The sequence below is a fragment of the Adhaeribacter swui genome, assembly GCF_014217805.1.
Taxonomy (GTDB): domain Bacteria; phylum Bacteroidota; class Bacteroidia; order Cytophagales; family Hymenobacteraceae; genus Adhaeribacter; species Adhaeribacter swui.
Window position 1 is genome coordinate 3,823,330 of sequence record NZ_CP055156.1, and the last position, 21,134, is coordinate 3,844,463.

Below are 21,134 nucleotides of genomic sequence, written 5' to 3' on the forward strand. Positions count from 1 at the left end.
ACCCGCTGCATCATAATAGATCCGGCGGGTTTATTTTTACCCGGATGCAACTAGAACAATATCCTGAATTAGTGGCGAGCTGGAAGGAGCTTTTCTTTCTTTTTTGGCAGATTTGGGTAGGCTATCCCAACTTCTTACGCCTTAATTTTTAAAATTATGCAGTATTGTTATGGGGAGTTTTTATCTAAAAACAGAACTAAGGTATTCATTATGAGCTATCCACAAAAGCGATAAATCTTTTTCTGGATTTTTTAAAAAAATATCTTCAATTTAAAGGTTTACCTGCTAAAAAATATAACACATCTATGTCTAAATACAGAAGTAGCGATTGGTTTGGCAAAACCGATAAAATGGGATTTATATACCGGAGCTGGATGAAAAACCAGGGTTATCCGGAAGATATGTTTGATGGTAGACCGGTTATTGGTATTTGTAATACCTGGTCGGAGTTAACGCCCTGTAATGCGCATTTACGCGATATTGCCGAAGTGGTAAAACGCGGCGTGTACGAAGCCGGCGGTTTCCCGCTGGAATTCCCGATTATGTCGCTGGGCGAAACTTTGCTTAAACCAACCGCAATGCTGTTCCGCAACTTAGCCAGCATGGATGCTGAAGAATCGATCCGGGGCAACCCAATAGACGGGGTGGTGCTTTTAACCGGTTGCGATAAAACCACGCCTTCTACAGTAATGGGTGCGGCCAGCGTAAATTTGCCTACCATTGTGGTGCCCGGCGGACCGATGCTGAATGGTAAATTCCAAGGCCAGGATATTGGCTCGGGTACTTCCGTTTGGAAATTTGCCGCCGACGTGAAAACCGGTAAAATGCTGCAGGAAGATTATATGTTCGCCGAAAGCTGCATGTCACGGAGTGCCGGTCACTGCATGACCATGGGTACGGCATCCACCATGGCGTGTATGGTAGAATCATTAGGCTTAACCTTGCCGGGAGCCGCTGCTATTCCGGCTGTAGATTCCCGGAAGAAAGTACTGGCGCACTTATCCGGCCGCCGGATTGTAGAAATGGTAAAAGAAGATTTGCGGATTTCGAAAGTGTTAACCCGCGAAGCTTTTGAAAATGCAATTAAAGTAAACGCAGCCGTAGGTGGTTCTACCAATTTAATTATTCACTTAACCGCTATTGCCGGCCGTATTGGCGTGGAGCTAAACCTGGAAGATTACGATGATTTAGGCAGTAAAATTCCGTTGCTGTTAAACTTAATGCCTTCCGGAAAGTACCTGATGGAAGACTTTTTCTACGCGGGCGGTTTGCCGGTAATTATAAACGAACTGCGGGATCACCTGCACATGAATACCACTACCGTAACCGGTAAAGGCCACGCCGAAAACATAAAAGGCAAGATAAACTGCTATAATACCGAGGTAATTGCGCCCATTTCTAACCCATTGATTAAAGAAGGCGGTATTGCGGTATTAAAAGGTAATCTGGCCGAGAATGGCGCGGTAATTAAACCTTCGGCGGCAACACCAGAATTAATGGTGCATCGTGGCCGCGCCGTGGTATTCGAAACCATTGAAGATTACCATGCTTTGGTAGACGATCCGGATCTAGACATCGACGAAACCTGTGTTATGGTTTTAAAAAATGTGGGTCCAGTGGGTTACCCAGGCATGCCCGAAGTGGGTAATATGACTTTACCGAAAAAGATTTTGGAAAAAGGCGTGGTGGATATGGTGCGTATTTCGGATGGCCGCATGAGTGGTACTGCTTATGGCACCGTAGTATTGCACGTTTCGCCGGAAGCTGCCATTGGCGGTACCTTAGCCGTAGTGCAAAACGGCGACTTTATTGAATTAGATGTGCCAAATCGCCGCTTGCACCTGGATGTACCAGAAGAAGAAATCGCCCGCCGGAAGCAAAAGTGGCAACAACCTGCCCCGGTTGCCGACCGCGGTTACGTAAATATGTACATCAAACACGTGCAGCAAGCCGACAAAGGCGCCGACCTGGACTTCTTAGTAGGCGGCTCCGGCGATAAAGTAAGCCGCGATTCACATTAATTTAGTTGAAAGGTTGGAAAGTTAGCAGGTTGAAAAGTTGTAAGGTTGAGTGTGGGTAGGGTTTAAGGTTGGAAAATAAAAAGCTAAAACACCTTACACTAACAATCTGAATTATTTCAGCGCTGGGATTTTTAAAATTTTAGGGGAGCAGGGTATCAGGCAACGCGCTATTTTAATTGAAAAATAATTATTTAACTTTCCAACCTTAAAACTTTCTAACCTTTCAACCTTCTAACTTTAAAACTTTCCAACCCTCCAACCCATCCCAATGACGATACTCGTTGTTCTCCTCTGCATTATCTCGCTTATTTTATTAATTACCTGGGGCAAAGTAAATGCTTTCCTCGCATTTCTGATCGTTTCTATTTTCACCGGTCTGGGCTTAGGTATTCCGCTATCGGCCATTAATACCTCGGTGCAAAAAGGCATTGGCGATACGCTGGGTTCGTTGGTGATTGTGGTGGTTTTGGGGGCCATGTTGGGTAAATTGGTGGCCGAAAGCGGCGCGGCGCAACGCATTGCCAACGCCATGATGTCGGCTTTCGGCGAAAAATACATTCACTGGGCCTTAATGATTACGGGCTTGGTAGTGGGTATTCCGCTGTTTTACAACGTGGGCTTTGTGCTCATGATTCCCTTGATTTTTTCGGTGGCCTATACCTATAAATTACCTTCGGTGTACATTGGGGTGCCCATGCTTTCGGCTTTGTCGGTAACGCACGGTTTTTTGCCGCCGCACCCATCGCCGGCCGCTTTGGTTACGCAGTTTAACGCCGATATGGGCTGGACCTTGGTATACGGTTTAATTGTTTCTATTCCGGCTATTATTGTAGCGGGGCCTGTTTTTGCCAAAACTTTAAAAAACATGGTTTCTAAACCACTCGAAGGTTTTGTGGTGCAAAATATTCCCGCGGAAAAGTTGCCAGGCGTTACCAACAGCTTATTATCCTCGCTGTTTCCGGTGTTCATGCTCATGTTTACCACCTTGTTTTTGGTTTTTGTACCTAAAGATGGCCTCATGAGCCAAACACTAAAATTCGTAGGCGAACCCAATATTGTGATGTTGCTGGCAGTAATTCTGGCTACAGTAACTTTGGGCTTAAATCAGGGGCGCAGCATGGCATCCATTATGGGCGTTTACGGCGATGCCGTAAAAGATGTGGCCATGATTTTATTGATCGTAAGCGGTGCCGGAATTTTAAAACAGGTATTGCTGGACAGCGGCGTTAGCGCCGAAATTGCTTCGGTGTTGCAAGGCTGGACTTTACACCCCTTGATTCTGGGTTGGCTGATCGCAGCCATTATCCGGGTATGTTTGGGTTCGGCTACGGTGGCCGGTTTAACTACCGCTGGTATTATTTCGCCGCTCATGAAGCAAATTCCCGTTGATCCTAATTTAATGGTTCTGGCTATTGGGGCTGGTAGTCTTATGTTTTCGCACGTAAACGATGCCGGTTTCTGGCTTTTTAAAGAATATTTTAATTTATCCATTAAGCAAACCATTCGTTCCTGGTCGATGATGGAAACTTTGGTTTCTATTGTGGGCATTATCGGCGTAATGGTCATTGATTTTATTATCCGGGCTTAATAGGAAAGCTAGCAATAAGCCGTTTTTAAAAAAACAAATACGCTATAACCTATAAGCTGGTGTTGTGGATTATTAATAACAAACCAGCCCGAAACAAGATTAAACTTAAATGAATTATACCGCCAAAACCATTCGCACCTTTATTGGCGCCAAAGATTATAATAGATCCCGGGCATTTTACCGCGACCTGGACTTTGAGGAAGTGGTAATTGGAGATAAGATGTGCCTTTTCCGGGTAAATGAGAATTTAGGTTTTTATTTGCAGGATTATGATGTAGCAGATTGGATTGACAATTCCATGGTGTTTTTGGAGGTAGATGATATCGAAAAATGCGCTGAAAGTTTGCTCCATAAGAATTTACAAAGCAAATACCCGGAAGTAAAATTTACAGAGATCAAGCAATTTGACTGGGGCAGAGAATTGTTTATGACCGATCCAGCGGGAGTGCTGTGGCACTTTGGTGAATTTAAGAAGTGAAAAGAATCAACACAACGGTTGTAAACTTATGCTTAAGTTCCCGGCATTTTGTTCTCCAATATTTTTGCTGAGATCAGGTTAAAATTTAAAAAAAATCAGAGTACACCATATATTATGTTAAAAAAAACTTTTCTTATCTGTGGCGCTACGGCTTTACTTACTTTGCCCGCATTAGCGCAGCAAACCGTTAAAACGCCTTTAACCAAAAAAACGTCCGGTAATCCTATATTTCCGGGCTGGTACGCCGATCCGGAAGGCATTATTTTTAAAAATAAATACTGGGTATATCCCACTTATTCGGCTCCTTACGAGCAGCAGGTACACCTCGATGCTTTTTCGTCGCCGGATTTAGTAAACTGGACCAAACACAGTCGCATTATTGATACGGCTTCGGTTAAATGGGTGAAAAAGGCCATGTGGGCGCCGGCCATTGTGGAAAAAGGAAATAAATATTACTTGTTTTTTGGCGGCAACGACATTCACGACGATAATAAAGAAGTAGGTGGCATTGGGGTAGCGGTGGCTGATAATCCGACCGGCCCTTTTAAAGATTTATTGGGTAAGCCTTTAATCGGTAAAATCCATAATAAAGCCCAACCGATCGACCAATTCGTGTTTAAAGATAAAGACAACCAGTACTACATGATTTACGGAGGCTGGGGACGTTGCAACATTGCCAAGTTAAAAGACGATTTCACTGGTTTTACCCCGTTTTCGGATGGAGTTACTTTTAAAGAAATCACGCCGAAAGGTTACGTAGAAGGTCCTTTCATGTTTATCCGAAACGGGAAATATTACTTTATGTGGTCGGAAGGTGGCTGGACTGGCCCGGATTACCGGGTAGCTTATGCGGTAAGCGATTCACCATTTGGTCCATTCCAACGGATTGGTACCGTGTTGCAGCAAGACCCGAAAGTTGCTACGGGTGCTGGTCACCACTCCGTTATTCAGGTACCCGGCAAAGACGAATGGTATATTGTGTATCACCGTCGGCCCTTGGATGAAACCGATGGCAACCACCGCGTAACCTGCATCGACCGCATGTATTTTGACGAGAAAGGCATGATTAAGCCGGTTAAGATTACCAACGAAGGAGTGGCCAGCCGGCCGTTAAAGAAGTAAAATAAACCAAGCTGCAGGGTGGCCATAAGCGCTACTTTATTTTGCGGCATTATCTGCCAACTTGTATTTATTTCAGGTTGGCAGATTTTATTTTTCGGTTATATTTAATTGGAGGCTTAGTATTCCCATTTACTAAAAAGCGAAAATTTTAAAAATTATGAAAAAAATTGGACTCGTACTCCTGAGTTGGGTAGTTTTTTCCTGTAATAGTAACAAGTCTTCCGAAGCAGATTCCGGCCAAACCGCCAGTTCAAATCAGACGACTAAAACGGCTTCGGTTACGTACAACAACCCGGTTTTGCCCGGCGATTACGCCGATCCTTCGGTGGTGCGGGTAGGCGACGATTACTGGGCCACAGCTACTTCGTCGGAGTGGGCGCCTTTGTACCCGATTCTGCATTCTAAAAACCTCGTGGATTGGGAAACCGTGGGGCATGTTTTTCCGGAAAAAGCGCCTGCTTGGGCCGACGCGCATTTCTGGGCACCGGAAATTACTTACGATAACGGCAAGTACTACATTTACTATACAGCCAAGAAAAAAGGCGGTAATTTGTGCATCGGCGTAGCAAGTAGTACCAAAGCCACCGGCCCTTATACCGACCACGGCCCCTTGGTTTGCCAGGAAGTAGGCTCCATCGATGCCTTCCCGATCCGCGACGAAAAAGGCGATTTGTATATGGTTTGGAAAGAAGACGGGAACAGCCAAAAGTTGCCCACGCCTATATGGGGCCAGCGTTTAAACGAAGAACGTACCGCTTTAATCGGCGAACGGTTTGAATTATTCCGCAATGACCCGAAAACCTGGGAAGGTGGCTTGGTAGAAGGTCCCTTTATTTTAAAACGCAACGGGTACTACTATACTTTTTACTCCGGCGATGCTTGCTGCGGCCGGGGTTGTACTTACGGGGTAGGAGTGGCCCGCTCTAAAACTTTGCGCGGACCTTGGGAAAAATACGCATCCAATCCTATCTTAAAACAAAGTGACACCTGGAAATGCGCCGGCCACGGCTCCATTGTTTCGGATGCGCAAGGCCGGGATTTTTACTTGTATCACGCGTACCAGAAAGATGATTTTGTATACCCCGGCCGCCAAGGTTTGCTGGATGAAATAACCTGGGGCAAAGATGGCTGGCCGCAGTTTGCTAAAAACGCACCCACTGCTACTGCTGCGGCACCCTTTAACCAGAATGCGCCGGACATTTATAGTTTAATTGAGGAGTTTAACCAGAAAACTTTAGCCGAAAGCTGGCAATGGCCGGTAAACCAAAAATCAAATTATCAAATTAAACCCGAATCAAATGGGCAGTTGGTAATGAAAGCTTCCCCGGCTGAATTAGGAACGGTGCTGGCGCAACGCACCTTAACCGGCGATTACACCACCACCACATTGCTCGATAAAAGTAGCCTCTCAAATGGCGCAACCGCCGGCTTGGCCGCCATTGGCGACAACAGTAACGCCGTTGGGGTAAGTGTGAGCAAAGGCGATCTGGTATTATGGTCCGTAAAAGATAATAAAGTAACGACGCTGGAAAAAGTAAAAGCCCCCACGGAAAACACCGTGCAGTTAAAATTAACAGCTCGTAAAGGCAATAAACTGGAGTTTGCCTGGAGTACCAACGGCACGGCCTGGAACCAACTCAACAAAGGCCAAGCCATTGACGCCGCTTATCTACCACCCTGGGATCGGGGCGTGCGCACCGGGCTATTTGCCAAAGGCCCGGTAAATACCACAGCGACTTTTGATTGGTTTAAAGTTGAAAATTTAGATTAAACGACAAGCCGGTTAATTACTTGCCACCTTTCCTGCTTTTTAACCTTAAGGCATTGAACACCTACCGGAAGTTTAATACTTTTTAATAGCTAATTTTTAAATTTTTGATTTTTTATGAACGCTAAAGTGCTTGCTTCTTCCCTGGCTTTCCTGCTCTTTACTTCTTTTAAACCCGTAAACACTAATTTCGGCGAAAATACACCGGCGTTTGCCCCCACCTATGTGGCTCCGGTTTATACCGCCTTACCCCTGGGCGAAATTAAACCCAAAGGTTGGTTGCATAACCAGTTGCAAATCATGCGCAACGGTACTACGGGGCATTTAGACGAAGTTTACCCCAAAATCAAAAACGATAATGGCTGGCTCGGCGGCAAAGGGGACGCTTGGGAAGAAACACCGTATTGGCTCGATGGCGCCGTGCCACTGGCTTACCTACTCGAAGATAAAACGTTACAAACCAAAGTACTCCGGTACATTAACTGGACCCTCGAGAATCAACGACCCTCCGGATATTTTGGCCCGATTACCAAAGAAGAGCGGGAAAAAGGCGTGAAAGTAACCGTGGAAAATTGTTCGCAAGGCGAGGATTGGTGGCCCAAAATGGTGATGTTAAAAGTAATGCGGCAATACTACACGGCCACGCAAGACCCGCGGGTAATTCCATTTTTTACTAAATATTTTGATTATCAGCTTAAAACCTTAAAACAATGCCCCATTGGTAAATGGACCGACTGGGCGGAATCGCGGGGTACCGATAATGTAATGCTGGTACAGTGGCTCTACGGCATTACTAAAGATCAAAGCTTACTGGAATTAGCTAACCTGATTGATTCGCAATCTTTTACCTGGAGTACCTGGCTGGGTAATCGCGATTGGGTAATTGGGGCGGCTACCCAGCAAAACGATGCCCACTGGATGCGCCGGCACGGGGTAAACGTAGCCATGGCCATAAAAGCGCCGGCCATAAATTACCAACGCACGCAGGATAAAGAATACTTAAGTGCCCTGGACACGGGTTTTAAGGACTTGATGACTTTACACGGTTTGCCTATGGGCATTTTCTCCAGCGACGAAGATTTGCACGGCAACGATCCTACCCAAGGTACCGAATTATGCACCATCGTGGAAGCCATGTATTCCCTGGAAGAAATAATTGGCATTACGGGCGATTTGCGTTATGCCGATGCCCTGGAACGTATGACTTTTAACGCCTTACCTACCCAAACCACCGATGATTACAATGCCAAGCAATATTTCCAGATTGCGAATCAGGTGCAGGTGAAGCGGGGCGTTTTTAATTTTTCGTTGCCCTTTGAGCGCGAAATGAACAACGTGTACGGCATGCGCAGTGGATATACGTGCTGTTTAGCCAACATGCACCAGGGCTGGACTAAATTTACTCAACACTTGTGGTACGGCACCCCGGAGCAGGGCGTAATTGCCATGGCTTACAGCCCCAATCAATTAACCACCAAAGTAGGAAAAAGCAATACCGAAGTAACCATTAACGAGATCACCAATTATCCTTTTGAAGACCAAGTGAATTTTGAAATTTTTACCAAAAACGAAGTAAGTTTTCCGCTACAATTACGGGTGCCTGCTTGGTGCCAGGCCCCGGTTTTAAAGATCAACGGCCAAACCGTAGAGGTGCAGCCAGATAAAAATATAATAACCCTAGACCGAACCTGGAAAAATAAAGATAAAGTAACCCTGCAGCTTCCAATGGAAGTTTCTACCAGCAACTGGGGCCGCAATTCCCGTACCATCGAACGCGGGCCTTTGGTTTATGCTTTAAAACTGGAAGAAAAATGGGAAAAAGGTATCGATCAAAAAGAAGGCGCTTACTGGAATGTATTTCCGAAATCGGCTTGGAACTATGGTTTGCTACAGACCATCGTAAAAGAGCCGGTAAAGAACTTGCAGGTAAAAAATGTAAAACCTGTTACCGATAAATTTGTGTGGAACCTGGCAAACGCACCAATCCAGATTACCGCCATTGCCAAGAAAATTCCGGATTGGAAAATTGTAAACGATGTTGCTCCCCAACCAGTAACCGACCGTACCGGAATTTATCGCGGAAGGGTAACACCCACCGTCGAAAAAATAACCTTGGTGCCTTACGGTTGCACGAAAGTCCGGATTGTGGCTTTTCCGGTGGTTCCTAATTAATCAAAATCGGAATTTTTAAAATTTATCTTTTCCTAAATGTAGTTTGGTAAGTAATCTTAAAAATCCATTCTGTAATCAGGAGAAACTTAATTCGCTACAAAGCAAAACAAGTGTCTCCTGATCAATAGAATGTAAAATACCGAAATATTCTACGCCTACTTAATAACTGCTTAGGGCCTGCTGCAAGTATTGCCACAAATATGATCCTAAAACCCAGATACCGTAAAAGATAAATCCAAGAATTACGAGTAATAGTAAGAGTACTGTTATTACAATACCCGTACCACTACCTTTGTACTTTCCTTCTGCATAATGGCGGCGCAGCAGCCGTACATTGCGATCGTTGGCTTTGTAAGCAAAATCAAAAATATTCCCGAGCACCGGAATGCTACCAATTAAGGCATCCAGCATAATATTTAGGCACATCAAAATAACTACTTTCCGGCTTACCCCGTATCGAGCCATAGTAAATACCAGAATGCCCGAAACGGCGTAGGTAGAGAGTGTACCGGCCAGAGGAATAAATCCCAGAATGGGGTCTAAGCCAAATTTAAAATTAGTACCGGGCAACCGGAACTGGCTATCCATTAAACGCGAAACAGATTCTACCCATCGTAAGCGTTCGTCAGGGAGCGGCAGAAGTGGTGATTGGGGCTTTTCCAAAATCTTTAACTTTTTAGTGGGTTGTTATGCGTTTAGTAACGTTTTTTGCAGCACCGTGGCTGAAGAGCAATTTAAATCCTGGGTACGAGAGTTCAGTTAACAATACTTTATGCAGCATTTTTTTAAAATTTTACGATTCTGGCAATTGTTAAATCTTGTTTCTAAGAAGGTTAGCTTAAAATTTAATTATTTTCTTTTTCTTTTCTCCTTTTTTCTTTGTTCGGTAACCTGGGCTCAAACTGGTGCCGCTGCCGATTCTGCTAATGTAAACCCGGATAAGTTGTTTTATTTTATTTTTGATAACGACGCTACCTTTAAAGTAGATTATTATTATACGCAAGGCATTGGGGTGATGCATTACAATCCGGTTTTCCGGAAGTCGCCCATCAATAAAATTTTAATTTTTTCGAAAAATAAAGCAGCCGAACAGTTTTACGGGTTAAATTATAAATACGATAGTTTTACTCCTACGAACATCCGCGATCCGGAGCTCCGGATAGGCGACCGGCCCTATGCTTCTTACATGTTTGTGAGCCAGATTGCCGGCACTACCAATAAAGTAAAGCAACAACGAATCACTAGCTCCCTGGATGTAGGATTTATTGGGCCCGCTACCGGCGCCGGAAAATTTCAAAGAAAAATTCACGAGTACCTGCACCACGGCATACCGCAGGGTTGGAAATACCAGATAAAAACCGACCTGGTTTTAAATTATAATTTTTTATTTCAACAAGGATTAATCCGGACTTCATCTTTTGAACTGCTTGGCGAAGGTGGGGGCAGCCTGGGAACCTTATACACCAACGCGAACGCGGGAGCATTAATCCGGTTCGGGTGGATGAACAATTATTTTTCGGATTTAGGCATTAGCAATCAAACCAGCCGACAGCAAGCCAATTTACGAAAATGGCAATTGTACGCTTTTGGCCGCACTCAGGGGAGATTAGTGGGTTATAATGCTACCATGCAAGGCGGCCTGTTAAATAGCCGCAACATTTATATTGTACCAGCCCAAGATATTTCACGGACGATTTTAGAAAGCCAAACCGGGTTAGTTTTAATAGTAAAAGGTTTGCGCCTGGAATCGGCGGTTAGTTTTATTTCGCCGGAGTTTAAAGGCAGTCGCCGCCACAAATGGATGCATTTTAACGTGGGCTTTGCGTTTTAAACAACAATCAAAATTTTAAGATTTTAAAAATTCTGACTTTCCTCACTTTGAAAGCATTGTATTTTATAGGCTTAAAAGGTGCGGGTTATGCGGAAAGTTTGCGTTAGCGGTCTCTCCGCATCTTCGGACAGCCAATCTCTGATTGGCGTAACTTGGCAATCAGATAAACGCCAATCAGAGATTGGCCGCACCAAAATACTTAGAGCGTTGCGCTGACTCTAAAAACAAGATTGCACAGCGCTAAACCTAAACACAACTTTCAGAAAACCGAAAATTTAAAAAAATCATCTGCACCGAGCAACGAACAACGAAACAACTTAAGCCTTAAGCTTAAACTTGCCCATAAAATATTTCACGGCTTGTTGGTGGGTTTCGGTGGCAAATTGTTTGTTATAGTCGGGGTTGCTGGGGTTAGCAAAGGCGTGCGGCGCATCGTAAATTTTGTAGGTTAGTTTTTTACCCGCCTGTTTCATGTTCGCGTCAAACTGTTTTACTACTTCTTCCGAAATCATTTTTTCGGTAGCGAAAAAGCCAAGCACATCGCTGTTTAAGGTTTTTAAACGGTTTACGTCTTTTTCGGGCATTCCGTAGAACATGACGCAGCCCACGTTTTGTTTACCCGTAATAATAGCCGATTGCAAAGACCACATGCCGCCAAAGCACCAGCCAACAGAAGCAATTTTAGCCTGCGGACCAGCATAAGTCTGCGCTCCTTTAATTATGTTTTCGAGCCGGGCAGGTTTTACCGCTTGCACGTATTTCATGGCATTTTCGCGGTTAGCGGCTACTTTACCATCGTATAAATCCACCGCAATTACGTTTACTTCTTGCTTTAAGTCGTTGTAATAACTTTCAGCTTCTTTCTTAATATGGTCGTTTAAACCCCACCACTCTTGGTACACGAACAAGTAATTGTTGGTTTTTTTAATAGCTTTTAACTCGTACCCGTTGCCGGCTTGGCCGTCAGGCGTTTTAAAAGTAATCATTTGGCCTACTTCACTTTGGTGCTTGTAAGGCAGCGGATTGGCATGATCCAGCACAAATTTTTTATCGGTGCTTACCAGCATCGCAAAGGTTTGTGAAACCTCGCTGGGTTTGGTGCAGCAACTCGCATGCTGGGCCCAAGCAGCCGGGATAAGGGAAATTAAAAGGAACAAGACTGTGTAGAGTTTTTTCATAGTAAGCTATTTTTTAAAAATTTTAAAATCTGACAAAGCTATTTAACAGGATGAACAGGTTCGGAAATTCTCCTAAAGTCTTTCCCGTCCATACTGGCAATCTCACCAAAGTACCGCTGAAAAAAAACGCAAAAGGTGCTTCTAAGGAATAAATTTAAAAATGCTTAACTGCTTTTCCAGCTAATGTCCTATGTCTAAAACTCAACATCTAATATCCAATTACTGCATCCATTGCGGGCAAATTACCCGGCCTTTGTTAAAGAGTTTCAGGCCCAATACAATTTCGTGCGAGCCGGTATTGGTAACACTTAGTTCGGAGTTATTGTAGTCGTAAGAATAGCCAATATCCATGAGGTAACTAATGTTTAAACCAATTAACCCGGCAAAGGAATCCTGGTTGCGGTACGATACGCCAGCCCAAACCCGGTCGGCGTAAATAGCCCGCAAGTTTGCATCCACCGAAAACGGACTAGGGCCGGCCATTTTCATCATTACCGAAGGCACTAGGGCCAGATCGTTGCCAAAGCGGAATTTATAACCAGCCGTGGCGTAATAATGCCGTTGAATAACGCCGGGCGTTTTCTGGTTCGGCGAATTATTCAAGTCCGTACGCCCTCTTGCTAGTTGCGCCCCCGATATACCCACGAAAAAATCTTGGGAGTAAATCCAGGTACCCAGGTTTAAGTCCAGGTAAGTTTTATTTACAAAATCGCCGGTAATGGCCGGGTCGGCGGGATTAATAAACGTAGCTTCAGAAGTATTTAAACTATTCCGGATCATACCGGCCGAAAGCCCCACCGACACATTAATGGAATGCGTTACCGGTAAATGAAAAGCGTAACTACCCGTTAAATTGGTGCGCCGCAAAACCCCGGTTTTATCTACGTGGGCCATAATACCTACGCCGTGGTGCGGACGGGGTTTGTAAAAGCGGTTGCGGTTAACGGTATGCGTTTTGTTATTGTAGCGGTTTTTTACGCTGCCGGCCTCTTTGTTGAGTGGGGTATGGGCACTTACGTAATACGTAACCGGTGCCCCATCTAACCCTACCCATTGGTATCGGGTACCCATCTTTACATCGGTATAATCTTCGATGCCCGAAAGCGCCGGGTTAAATAAATACTGATTCAGCATGTACTGGCTAAACTGCGGACGCTGCTGCGCCTGTACCTCACTGAACCAACCAACCAATAGAGCAGCAACTAATAAAATTCTTTTCATAAAATAATTTTAACGGATCAGAGTAACATTCCCCGAAATTGGTTTTGAATTATTATCCAGTCGAATAATGTAATAATAGGTAGCCAGCGGTAAATCCTTGCCGTTGTAGGTGCCATCCCACGGTTTGGGGTAGCCCGGTGCAGACGTAAATACTTTGGTGCCATAGCGGTTAAAAATTTCCACGGTGGCTTGCGGGTAATTTTCTATCCGTTGGATTTCCCAGGTTTCGTTAATGCCGTCGCGGTTCGGGCTAAAAGTGTTTACTATAATTACCCTCGGTATAACCGTAATGGTTACTTCGTCGGTAGCGGCACAGCCTTCTTCGGAGTAAGCGGTAACTTTATACGTGGTGGTTTTAGTGGGTCTTGCTACCGGACGTTGCACCGTTGGGTCGTTTAAGCCGGCAGCTGGTTCCCATTGCCACCGTACGCCACCCCGCGCAACCAGTTCCATGGTGTTGCCTTCAATAATGGTGGTATCGCGGCCGGCATCTACGGTAAAAGAACTTACATTTACCGTTACTGCAGTGCGGGTAGGGCTCACGCATTGGTTTTGATTAACCGCTTGCACGTAAAAAGTAGTGGTTTGCCGTAAGGGCGAGGTAACAAAAGTAGCGCCTTCAAAAAGAATATTACCCCCGGTGGCAGTTTCGAACCACTGGTAAGTACCGCCCGGACCGGTTGCTACTAACGTAGCCGTGCTGTCGAGGCAGGTAGATACGCTGGCGGCTTCCACGATTGGCGCGGTGGGCAATTTGTTTACGTCTATCCGCACAACTTCCGAAACGCTGGAGCAATTATCCGAAATTACCGTTCTTCGGAACCAGGTGGTACGGTTAAGTACCGGCGGCGTATAATTCTGCGTGTTATTGGTGCCGGCTGCTGGGGCAAAAGCCGCAGTGGCGCTGGTTATACTGCTTTCCCATAAATAAGTATAGGTACCATTGCCACCGGACGGCGCCGAGCCGTTAATGGTTTGCGGTACGGTATTTTCGCACACGGCCGTTTCGGGGCCACTAATGGTGTTGGCGGTAATACCGGGAAATACCGAAATTTGTACCGTATTACTGTAGTTCGGGTCGCAGCCACCCGATAAAACGCCGCGCCGGAACCAGGTAGTTACGGTAATGGCTGCGGGGTTATAGTTGGCGGTGTTGTTGGTGCCGGCTGCTGGCGCAAAGCCATCGTTTGGCCCACTAGTGCTGCTTTCCCAGATAAACCGCAACGGCTGGGTACCGCCTTGCGGCGTAGAACCCGTTAATGGCGCCGGACGAGTGCCGCCGCACAGCGATTGATCATTTAAAATAGTATTGTTCGTTACCGGTTGGGTAACGGTAACCTGAACTACATTAGAAGAATCGATGCAGCCGCCCGAAATAACGTAGCGCCGGAACCAGGTAGTTTGGCTTAATATGCCCGGCTCGTAATTTTCTTCGTTGTTAATGTTGGTAGCCGGCGTAAAACCAGCCGTAGCGCTAACGGTGCTGCTGCGCCACTGAATGGTACCACTGGTTAATGGGCTACCGGTTAACGGCAGTACCGGTTCGTTGGCGCATACCTGCTGTTCGCCGGTAATGGTGCCGCCCGCTACCCGCGGAGTTACCGTAATAGCTATTACGTTACTGGTATCGTTGGCGCAGGAAGCCGAAGCAACTAAGCGCCGGAACCAGGTATTAGCCTGTAATACGGGTGGGGTATAATCGCGGCCGTTGTTTACGCCTGGTGCGATGTTGTAAGTGCCATTTGGCCCCTCCTGGCTAAACTGCCAGGTATAGCGGTAGCCCGTAGAATTATCGCCGCCGGTTGGTTGCGTGCCGGATAACAAGGCTGGCGCCGAACCCTGGCAAACTTCCTGATCCTGGGTAATGGTGTTATTAGCAATAGCCGGGAAAACGGTTACGGCAAAAGGAGTACGAGCGCCTACACTTTCGCAGCCATTCGGGCTTAGGGTGGTCACGTAAAAAGTGGTGCTGGCTGTTAGGGGTCCGGTATTAAAGCTGGTGGTAGTATCAATCGGAGTGCCGCCGGTAGCTCCCGTGTAAAACAAAAAGGTATTACCTGCCGGGCCGGTAGGAGTTATAGTAGTGCTTTCGTCGGAACAAATGGCTACCCCGGTAACGGCAATAACCGGCGCCCGTGGAATTTCGTTAACCGTAATGGTTACTTCGCCGGCTCCTTGCTGGGCTACATCTGCCGAGTTCCCGCATTCGTTGGCAAAACTTACCGAAACTTTATACTCCCCCACGTTAGGGAAACGGATCTCCGGATATTTGGAGTTAGCGGAAGTGCCATTAACAAACGTAGCACCGCTGGTTCCGGTTATAACCCATCGGAAAGAACCTGGTACTTCTGTTCCTAAGTTGGTATCATAAAAAACATTCTGGTCCGAAAACTTAACTGTAGTGGGGCCGCAAAAAGGGCCATCAGCATTTAATTGCACTTCGGGGTAGGCAATTAATACACTTTGCGAGGTAGTATCGCTGCCGCATTGGTTCGTAACAATTTGCTGAATTTGAAACCGCCCCATCATATTAAACTGGAAAACGGGCGATACCGAGGTATCGGTAGTGTTGTTGATGTAAGTAACCCCGCCCGCCGGTTGGCCTTGGTTGTTCAGCACCGACCACTTATAGGTTAAATTACCCCCCCGCGCACTATCTACGGGCGTTACAATAACGGGCACACACTGGTTCGGGTCTAAACGTTTTTTACCATCGGGCGGCGAAACGGAGAAACCAGCCGTAGGATCCTGACTGACCTGGTATAATAAGGTAATGGTAGTATTACAGGTAGGGCCAACGGCGGTTATACTAATGGGATAAGTACCAATGGTGTCGAATGGAATATCGTTCCGAATAAAGGCATCCGGATTAAATAAGGTTGGATCATAGTTTATAGGATCGCCATCGGGAGTCCAGCGTACTAAATAACCCGTAATTCCGGCTGCACTCGCTGCATCTGCCGTGATGTTATTAAATAATTTGGCCCGAACGCTAATCGAGGAATCTTTGGGGATACAAACTTCAAAGTTAGCGCTATCGGTAACCATGGTAGGCGTAAAGTTTGGCCCACCTTCAATGGTGATGGTTTGCGGCGCGGAAGTTTGGGAGCGGCAACCTTGAAAAGCGGTAACTACAGAAACGTTAAACGTTTTGGTGTTCGTGCCAAAATAAGTAAAAGCATGCTCAACTTGGTAGCCGCGGCCAACGGTGCCATCGCCAAAATCCCAGAGATACTCGTAATCTGAATTGTTGGGGCCAACTATCTGAAACGTAATGGCATCACCGGAACATTGTACTCCGGTAGGCGAAAAAGTAAAATCGGGTCTCACCAGGTTTGGCCCAATTTCAACGGTAGTGCCCGGATTGGTAGTATTGGAAGGACAGGCCGGGGGAGTTGATCTGCTGTTTACTTCTACGGCGTATGTGCCAACGGTGGTTGCGTTAAAAGTCTGGTTGGTGGCGCCCGGTATTAAAGTGCCATTTCGAAACCACTGATATCTTAAATCCGGATTTACAAGTCCCTCGTTAGCAGTTAAAAGTACCGGTGAGCCGTTGCAAATATAAGCAGTACCAGAAGGGGTGATATTGGCAGGACACTGCGCATAAGAAGAAACCGAGAAAAGTACAAAAACAAGAAATAAGTATAGGTAACGTATAGGTTGCTGCATTGAGGTGAAGTTATAAATCGCCTTAATCTACTAGTAATTTGATAAAATTATACAAAACAACAAGAATTTTCGGAATTGCAATATTAAAATTTTTATAACGTTAAATATAATTACAGGTTGTTTTTATAATTTGTTAATGCCGTTTTATACGTGGTTATAGCCCGTTTTCGGGCTAATTCGTGATTAACGAGCGGCTTACTGTAATTAGAACTTTCCCATTCTGGCACCCATTGTTGCACGTATAACTTTTCCCGGTCAAATTTCTGAAATTGGGCGCTGGGATTAAATACCCGGAAATACGGAGCCGCATCGCAACCCGAACCAGCGGCCCATTGCCAACCCCCGTTATTAGCGGCCAGATCGTAATCCAGTAATTTGCCGGCAAAATACGCTTCGCCCCAGCGCCAATCAATGAGTAAATGTTTGCACAAAAAGCTGGCAACCACCATACGTACACGATTATGCATAAACCCGGTGGCATTTAATTCGCGCATACCGGCATCTACTAAGGGGTAGCCCGTGGTACCGGCGCACCACTGCGCAAATTCTTCTTCGTTGTTGCGCCAGGGGATATGGTCGTAAGCGGGTTTAAAGGCGCGCTCAGCTACGTGCGGAAACTGGTACAAAATCATGTGGTAAAATTCCCGCCAGATGAGCTCGTTCAGCCAGGTAGCATTTAATTGCTGGGCTGATTTTACGGTTTGCCGGATGCTGATGGTACCAAACCGCAAATGCAAACCTAATCGGGAAGTTCCGGCCAGCGCCGGGTAGTCGCGGGTTTGATCGTAAGTTTTTACAAGTTCTTCCGGAACAATTTGGCCGGGAAAAGAGGTTTTGGATGACTCAAACCCAAGTTCGGATAAAGTGGGCAAGGGCAAAACTCCCGGAGAAGCTAAATTTTTAAAATATTTTTCGGTGGGGTACGACTGAAGATAAAATTCATTTAAGGTAAGTAGCCACCGCTTTTTATAGGGAGTAAATACCGTGTAAGGCTTTCCGTCGGGTTTTGTTACTTCATTCTTTTCAAAAATAACCTGGTCTTTGTACGTGTAAAAGGGAATACCTTGATGAGCCAGTAATTCTTTAATAGCGGCGTCGCGTTGCTGGGCATAAGGTTCGTAATCGTGGTTGGTGTAAACGGCCGCAAATTTTAAATTTTTTAAAATTTGCGCGAACACTTCAAGAGGTTTGCCGTGTTGCACCAGCAAACCCGAACCCATTTGCTGTAAGCGGTTTTGTAATGCGGTTATTGTTTGGTGAATAAATTGCACCCGGGCATCAACTGGTGTGGGCAATTTATCCAGTATATCCCGGTCGAAAATAAACAAAGGCAAAACCGGATTGTCGCTTTTGAGAGCGTAATACAAGCCGGCATTATCTTCCAGGCGCAAGTCGCGCCGGAACCAAAACAAAGTAAGGGGCTGAGAAAACAGCATCGGAAATTTATTTAGCGGAGCGCAGATAATCCCCCATCCTGGGCAATAATTTGGCCAGTTAACCAACCTGCTTCCTCCGAAATTAAAAATTTAGTTAAAGCAGCTATTTCGGATGGCGTACCTGTCCGGCCTAAAGGGTGTCTTTTGTTAGCCGCTTCGCGTTTTTCGGGAGTGGCCAGTAAGTTGCCGGCCAGCGGCGTATCCGTGAGCGATGGCGCAATTACATTTACCCGGATTTTTAATGAGGCCCATTCTGCCGCCAAAGCTTTAGCTAAACCTTCAACGCCGGCTTTGGCCGAAGCGGTAGAAGCGTGAAAGCTCATGCCAGTTTGGGCGGCTACCGAACTAAACAAAACCACCGCGGCTGCGCCGGATCTTTTTAAATGGGGCAAAAAAGCTTGCAACGCCGTAACCGCTCCCAATACATTTACCTCCCATTCTTCCCGGAAATCGGCGGGTGTAAGCCGGTGAAAAGGTTTTAAATTTATGGTGCCGGGTAAGTACACCAAACCGTGAAAAACTTCTGGTAATTGGTATAATAATTCCGGGGTAGGAACCTGGCGAATATCCCAAGTGATAAAATTAACGTTAGGTAAAGGCAAAAAATTAGGTTGTTGCCGACTTAACGTATAAACATGGAAGTTTTTATCCTGACTTAATAATTGTACCAGCGCCGCGCCGATGCCCGAACTGCCGCCAATAATTAATATGTTTTTATCTGCCATGCTTAGGGATATATATTCGAGAATTTTTAAAAATTTTCGTTTTTGTAGATGATGCTAAGAGCAAAAGCTTGCTCGCTCAATAGTACAATGCTTATGAAACTGCCAACGCAATAGATTGTTTGGAAAGCCAAACTTTTTTACCAGAATTTTACCAGTTACCGGAGCCAGATTATTTAGGATAGTAGTAAAGTTGTAGGGAGGTAAAATATTTAAATAAATTGCAGTTCAAATTACCGGAATATTAAAGCCATTTATTTATGAAATATTTACTTCTTACCGGCGCGCTCGGTTTGCTTTTTACTAATTCTTTACAGGCGCAAAACAAAACGATTAATGCAGCGGAGGTGAGCCGCATCGTAAAAACTTTATCCGCCGACGACATGCAAGGGCGGAAGGCTTTTACCCCCGGTAATGACAAAGCCGCGGATTTTATTCAGGCAGAATTTAAAAAAGCTGGACTACAAAATTTTCCTGGTCTTACTTCTTTCGAGCAAAAATTTAACGTGTACCAGGTAACCACCGAACAAAGCGCTGTTGTTCTGGATGGGCAGCCGCTCGCCCATGAAGCTTTTTTTATTCAGACCTGCGCCGAAAATTTAAATTGGAACCAGAACAATCCCGCTTTAGCCAACATCTCGCGGATTGAAGCCCAGGATAACCTAAGCCAGAAATTTCAGGAAGCTTTAGCCGGAAAAAAGAGCGGCCTGGTGCTAATAGATCCGGCGCACGCCGAAATGTTTAAACGCTACCAAAACTACCTGGGCAATAACAACATGCACTTAAACCTGGATAGCACCACCATAGTATTTGCCTTAACAACCAATAAAAATCCAAAAAACGTACAGGTAACGGCCCAAAACAAAATTACGCCCAAAAGCCTCCGCAATGTGGTAGGTTATTTACCCGGCAAATCCCGGCCAAAAGAATTTGTTATTTTCTCGGCCCACTACGATCATATCGGTATTTTGCCAGCAGTTAACGGCGACTCCATCGCCAACGGGGCCGATGATGATGCTTCCGGCACCACGGCGGTAATTGCTTTAGCCCGATATTTTAAAAAATTAAATAATGCCCGCAGTTTGCTATTTGTAACTTTTACCGCCGAAGAAATTGGGGGCTACGGTGCCCAGTACTTTACCAAGCAGCTAAACCCGGAGCAAATTACCGCCATGTTTAACATCGAAATGATTGGCAAAGAATCGCAGTTCGGGAAAAATGCCGGGTTTATTACGGGCTTCGATAAATCAGATTTTGGCGCTATTGTGCAAAAAAACTTAGCGGGCAGCAAGTTTGCTTTTCACCCAGACCCCTACATTAAAGAAAATTTATTTTATCGATCCGATAATGCCGCTTTGGCGCGGTTAGGCGTGCCGGCGCATACTTTATCCACGGATAAAATTGATACCGATAAATTATACCACACCGTGGATGATGAGTTTGCCAGCCTGAACATAAGCAACATGACCAGTATTATTGAAGCCATTGCCCAGGGAGCACGCAGCATTATAGCCGGTAAAGATACGCCCACCCGCATTCAGCCACAGGACGTGAAATAAAAACAGGAATTGGCTGGTACATACTGATATTGGGGAGGAATCGCTTTGCCAGAAAGAAAATTTTTAAAATTTTTCTGATCTGGGGTAATGATATTTATCTAATAAACACATATTGAATGAGGTTCTAGCGAATCCCGGAAACCAGCCTTATGTAAAGTGCAAACAAAAACAGCGGCTTGATTTATAAGTATTGTTACCAACCTGGTAGTACAAATTACGCGTAGGTTGTCCGTAGATTTTTATGATTGAGTATATTTAACCCCGACATTAAAATTTTTTAATGTCTGTGTTAACTTTTTGTTAAACTTTTACGTATCGCCAAGATTAATAGCTGGAAAGGCTAAGGAAGTATTTTTTTATTTATTACCT

At 45.3% G+C, this 21,134-nt stretch carries 14 protein-coding genes; 8 read left to right on the forward strand and 6 right to left on the reverse strand.

The features are described from left to right. The first annotated feature begins 305 nt into the window (after window positions 1–305). From HUW51_RS15985 to HUW51_RS16010, 6 genes are all read left to right on the forward strand, one after another. Window positions 306–2,021: an IlvD/Edd family dehydratase gene (locus HUW51_RS15985; protein WP_185270629.1), complete on the forward strand. Its 1,716-nt coding sequence runs from the start codon at window positions 306–308 to the stop codon at window positions 2,019–2,021. Window positions 2,022–2,289: 268 nt separating this feature from the next. After that, window positions 2,290–3,609 carry a gluconate:H+ symporter gene (locus tag HUW51_RS15990; protein WP_185270630.1) on the forward strand — a complete coding sequence of 440 codons (1,320 nt, stop codon included), beginning with the start codon at window positions 2,290–2,292 and terminating at the stop codon, window positions 3,607–3,609. A 109-nt stretch (window positions 3,610–3,718) separates the two neighbouring features. Beyond that, window positions 3,719–4,087, forward strand: coding sequence for a VOC family protein (locus HUW51_RS15995; protein WP_185270631.1), 369 nt, complete (start codon window positions 3,719–3,721; stop codon window positions 4,085–4,087). Window positions 4,088–4,201: 114 nt separating this feature from the next. Next, a complete protein-coding gene (locus HUW51_RS16000; protein WP_185270632.1) occupies window positions 4,202–5,209 on the forward strand; it encodes a glycoside hydrolase family 43 protein in 1,008 nt (335 codons plus the stop codon). 157 nt (window positions 5,210–5,366) lie between these two features. Beyond that, a complete protein-coding gene (locus HUW51_RS16005) occupies window positions 5,367–6,980 on the forward strand; it encodes a family 43 glycosylhydrolase (RefSeq protein ID WP_185270633.1) in 1,614 nt (537 codons plus the stop codon). A gap of 114 nt (window positions 6,981–7,094) precedes the next feature. Next, complete coding sequence (locus HUW51_RS16010; RefSeq protein ID WP_185270634.1) at window positions 7,095–9,149, forward strand: beta-L-arabinofuranosidase domain-containing protein; 2,055 nt, start codon at window positions 7,095–7,097, stop codon at window positions 9,147–9,149. A 159-nt stretch (window positions 9,150–9,308) separates the two neighbouring features. Here the strand turns inward: HUW51_RS16010 and HUW51_RS16015 are convergent, their stop codons facing one another. Continuing rightward, window positions 9,309–9,812, reverse strand: a complete 504-nt coding sequence (locus HUW51_RS16015; protein ID WP_228466679.1) for a DUF4112 domain-containing protein — start codon at window positions 9,810–9,812, stop codon at window positions 9,309–9,311. Between the two features lie 109 nt (window positions 9,813–9,921). Here HUW51_RS16015 and HUW51_RS16020 point away from each other — a divergent pair, with 109 nt between their 5' ends. Further along, window positions 9,922–10,980, forward strand: a complete 1,059-nt coding sequence (locus HUW51_RS16020) for a lipid A deacylase LpxR family protein (protein WP_185270635.1) — start codon at window positions 9,922–9,924, stop codon at window positions 10,978–10,980. Window positions 10,981–11,297: 317 nt separating this feature from the next. Here the strand turns inward: HUW51_RS16020 and HUW51_RS16025 are convergent, their stop codons facing one another. The 5 genes from HUW51_RS16025 to HUW51_RS16045 all read right to left on the reverse strand — a co-directional run bounded on the left by HUW51_RS16025 (window position 11,298) and on the right by HUW51_RS16045 (window position 19,209). Continuing rightward, the gene (locus HUW51_RS16025; protein WP_185270636.1) at window positions 11,298–12,158 is read right to left on the reverse strand and encodes a dienelactone hydrolase family protein; all 861 of its coding nucleotides are present in this window, start codon (window positions 12,156–12,158) and stop codon (window positions 11,298–11,300) included. Window positions 12,159–12,377: 219 nt separating this feature from the next. Next, window positions 12,378–13,379 carry a PorP/SprF family type IX secretion system membrane protein gene (locus tag HUW51_RS16030; RefSeq protein ID WP_185270637.1) on the reverse strand — a complete coding sequence of 334 codons (1,002 nt, stop codon included), beginning with the start codon at window positions 13,377–13,379 and terminating at the stop codon, window positions 12,378–12,380. Between the two features lie 9 nt (window positions 13,380–13,388). Further along, complete coding sequence (locus tag HUW51_RS16035) at window positions 13,389–17,048, reverse strand: Ig-like domain-containing protein (RefSeq protein ID WP_185270638.1); 3,660 nt, start codon at window positions 17,046–17,048, stop codon at window positions 13,389–13,391. A gap of 110 nt (window positions 17,049–17,158) precedes the next feature. Next, the gene (locus HUW51_RS16040) at window positions 17,159–18,484 is read right to left on the reverse strand and encodes a cryptochrome/photolyase family protein (protein ID WP_185270639.1); all 1,326 of its coding nucleotides are present in this window, start codon (window positions 18,482–18,484) and stop codon (window positions 17,159–17,161) included. Between the two features lie 11 nt (window positions 18,485–18,495). Continuing rightward, a complete protein-coding gene (locus HUW51_RS16045; protein WP_185270640.1) occupies window positions 18,496–19,209 on the reverse strand; it encodes an SDR family NAD(P)-dependent oxidoreductase in 714 nt (237 codons plus the stop codon). 257 nt (window positions 19,210–19,466) lie between these two features. On the opposite strand from HUW51_RS16045, the gene HUW51_RS16050 reads away from it, so the two are divergent. Further along, entirely contained in the window at window positions 19,467–20,765 is a 1,299-nt protein-coding gene (locus HUW51_RS16050; RefSeq protein WP_185270641.1) for a M20/M25/M40 family metallo-hydrolase, read from the forward strand. Window positions 20,766–21,134: the final 369 nt, after the last annotated feature.

Bases quoted from the DNA above. Each gene is read 5' to 3' on its own strand.
- HUW51_RS15985 (WP_185270629.1), top strand. From the start codon at position 306: ATGTCTAAATACAGAAGTAGCGATTGGTTTGGCAAAACCGATAAAATG.
- HUW51_RS15990 (WP_185270630.1), top strand. From the start codon at position 2,290: ATGACGATACTCGTTGTTCTCCTCTGCATTATCTCGCTTATTTTATTA.
- HUW51_RS15995 (WP_185270631.1), top strand. From the start codon at position 3,719: ATGAATTATACCGCCAAAACCATTCGCACCTTTATTGGCGCCAAAGAT.
- HUW51_RS16000 (WP_185270632.1), top strand. From the start codon at position 4,202: ATGTTAAAAAAAACTTTTCTTATCTGTGGCGCTACGGCTTTACTTACT.
- HUW51_RS16005 (WP_185270633.1), top strand. From the start codon at position 5,367: ATGAAAAAAATTGGACTCGTACTCCTGAGTTGGGTAGTTTTTTCCTGT.
- HUW51_RS16010 (WP_185270634.1), top strand. From the start codon at position 7,095: ATGAACGCTAAAGTGCTTGCTTCTTCCCTGGCTTTCCTGCTCTTTACT.
- HUW51_RS16020 (WP_185270635.1), top strand. From the start codon at position 9,922: ATGCAGCATTTTTTTAAAATTTTACGATTCTGGCAATTGTTAAATCTT.
- HUW51_RS16025 (WP_185270636.1), bottom strand. From the start codon at position 12,158: ATGAAAAAACTCTACACAGTCTTGTTCCTTTTAATTTCCCTTATCCCG.
- HUW51_RS16030 (WP_185270637.1), bottom strand. From the start codon at position 13,379: ATGAAAAGAATTTTATTAGTTGCTGCTCTATTGGTTGGTTGGTTCAGT.
- HUW51_RS16035 (WP_185270638.1), bottom strand. From the start codon at position 17,048: ATGCAGCAACCTATACGTTACCTATACTTATTTCTTGTTTTTGTACTT.
- HUW51_RS16040 (WP_185270639.1), bottom strand. From the start codon at position 18,484: ATGCTGTTTTCTCAGCCCCTTACTTTGTTTTGGTTCCGGCGCGACTTG.
- HUW51_RS16045 (WP_185270640.1), bottom strand. From the start codon at position 19,209: ATGGCAGATAAAAACATATTAATTATTGGCGGCAGTTCGGGCATCGGC.
- HUW51_RS16050 (WP_185270641.1), top strand. From the start codon at position 19,467: ATGAAATATTTACTTCTTACCGGCGCGCTCGGTTTGCTTTTTACTAAT.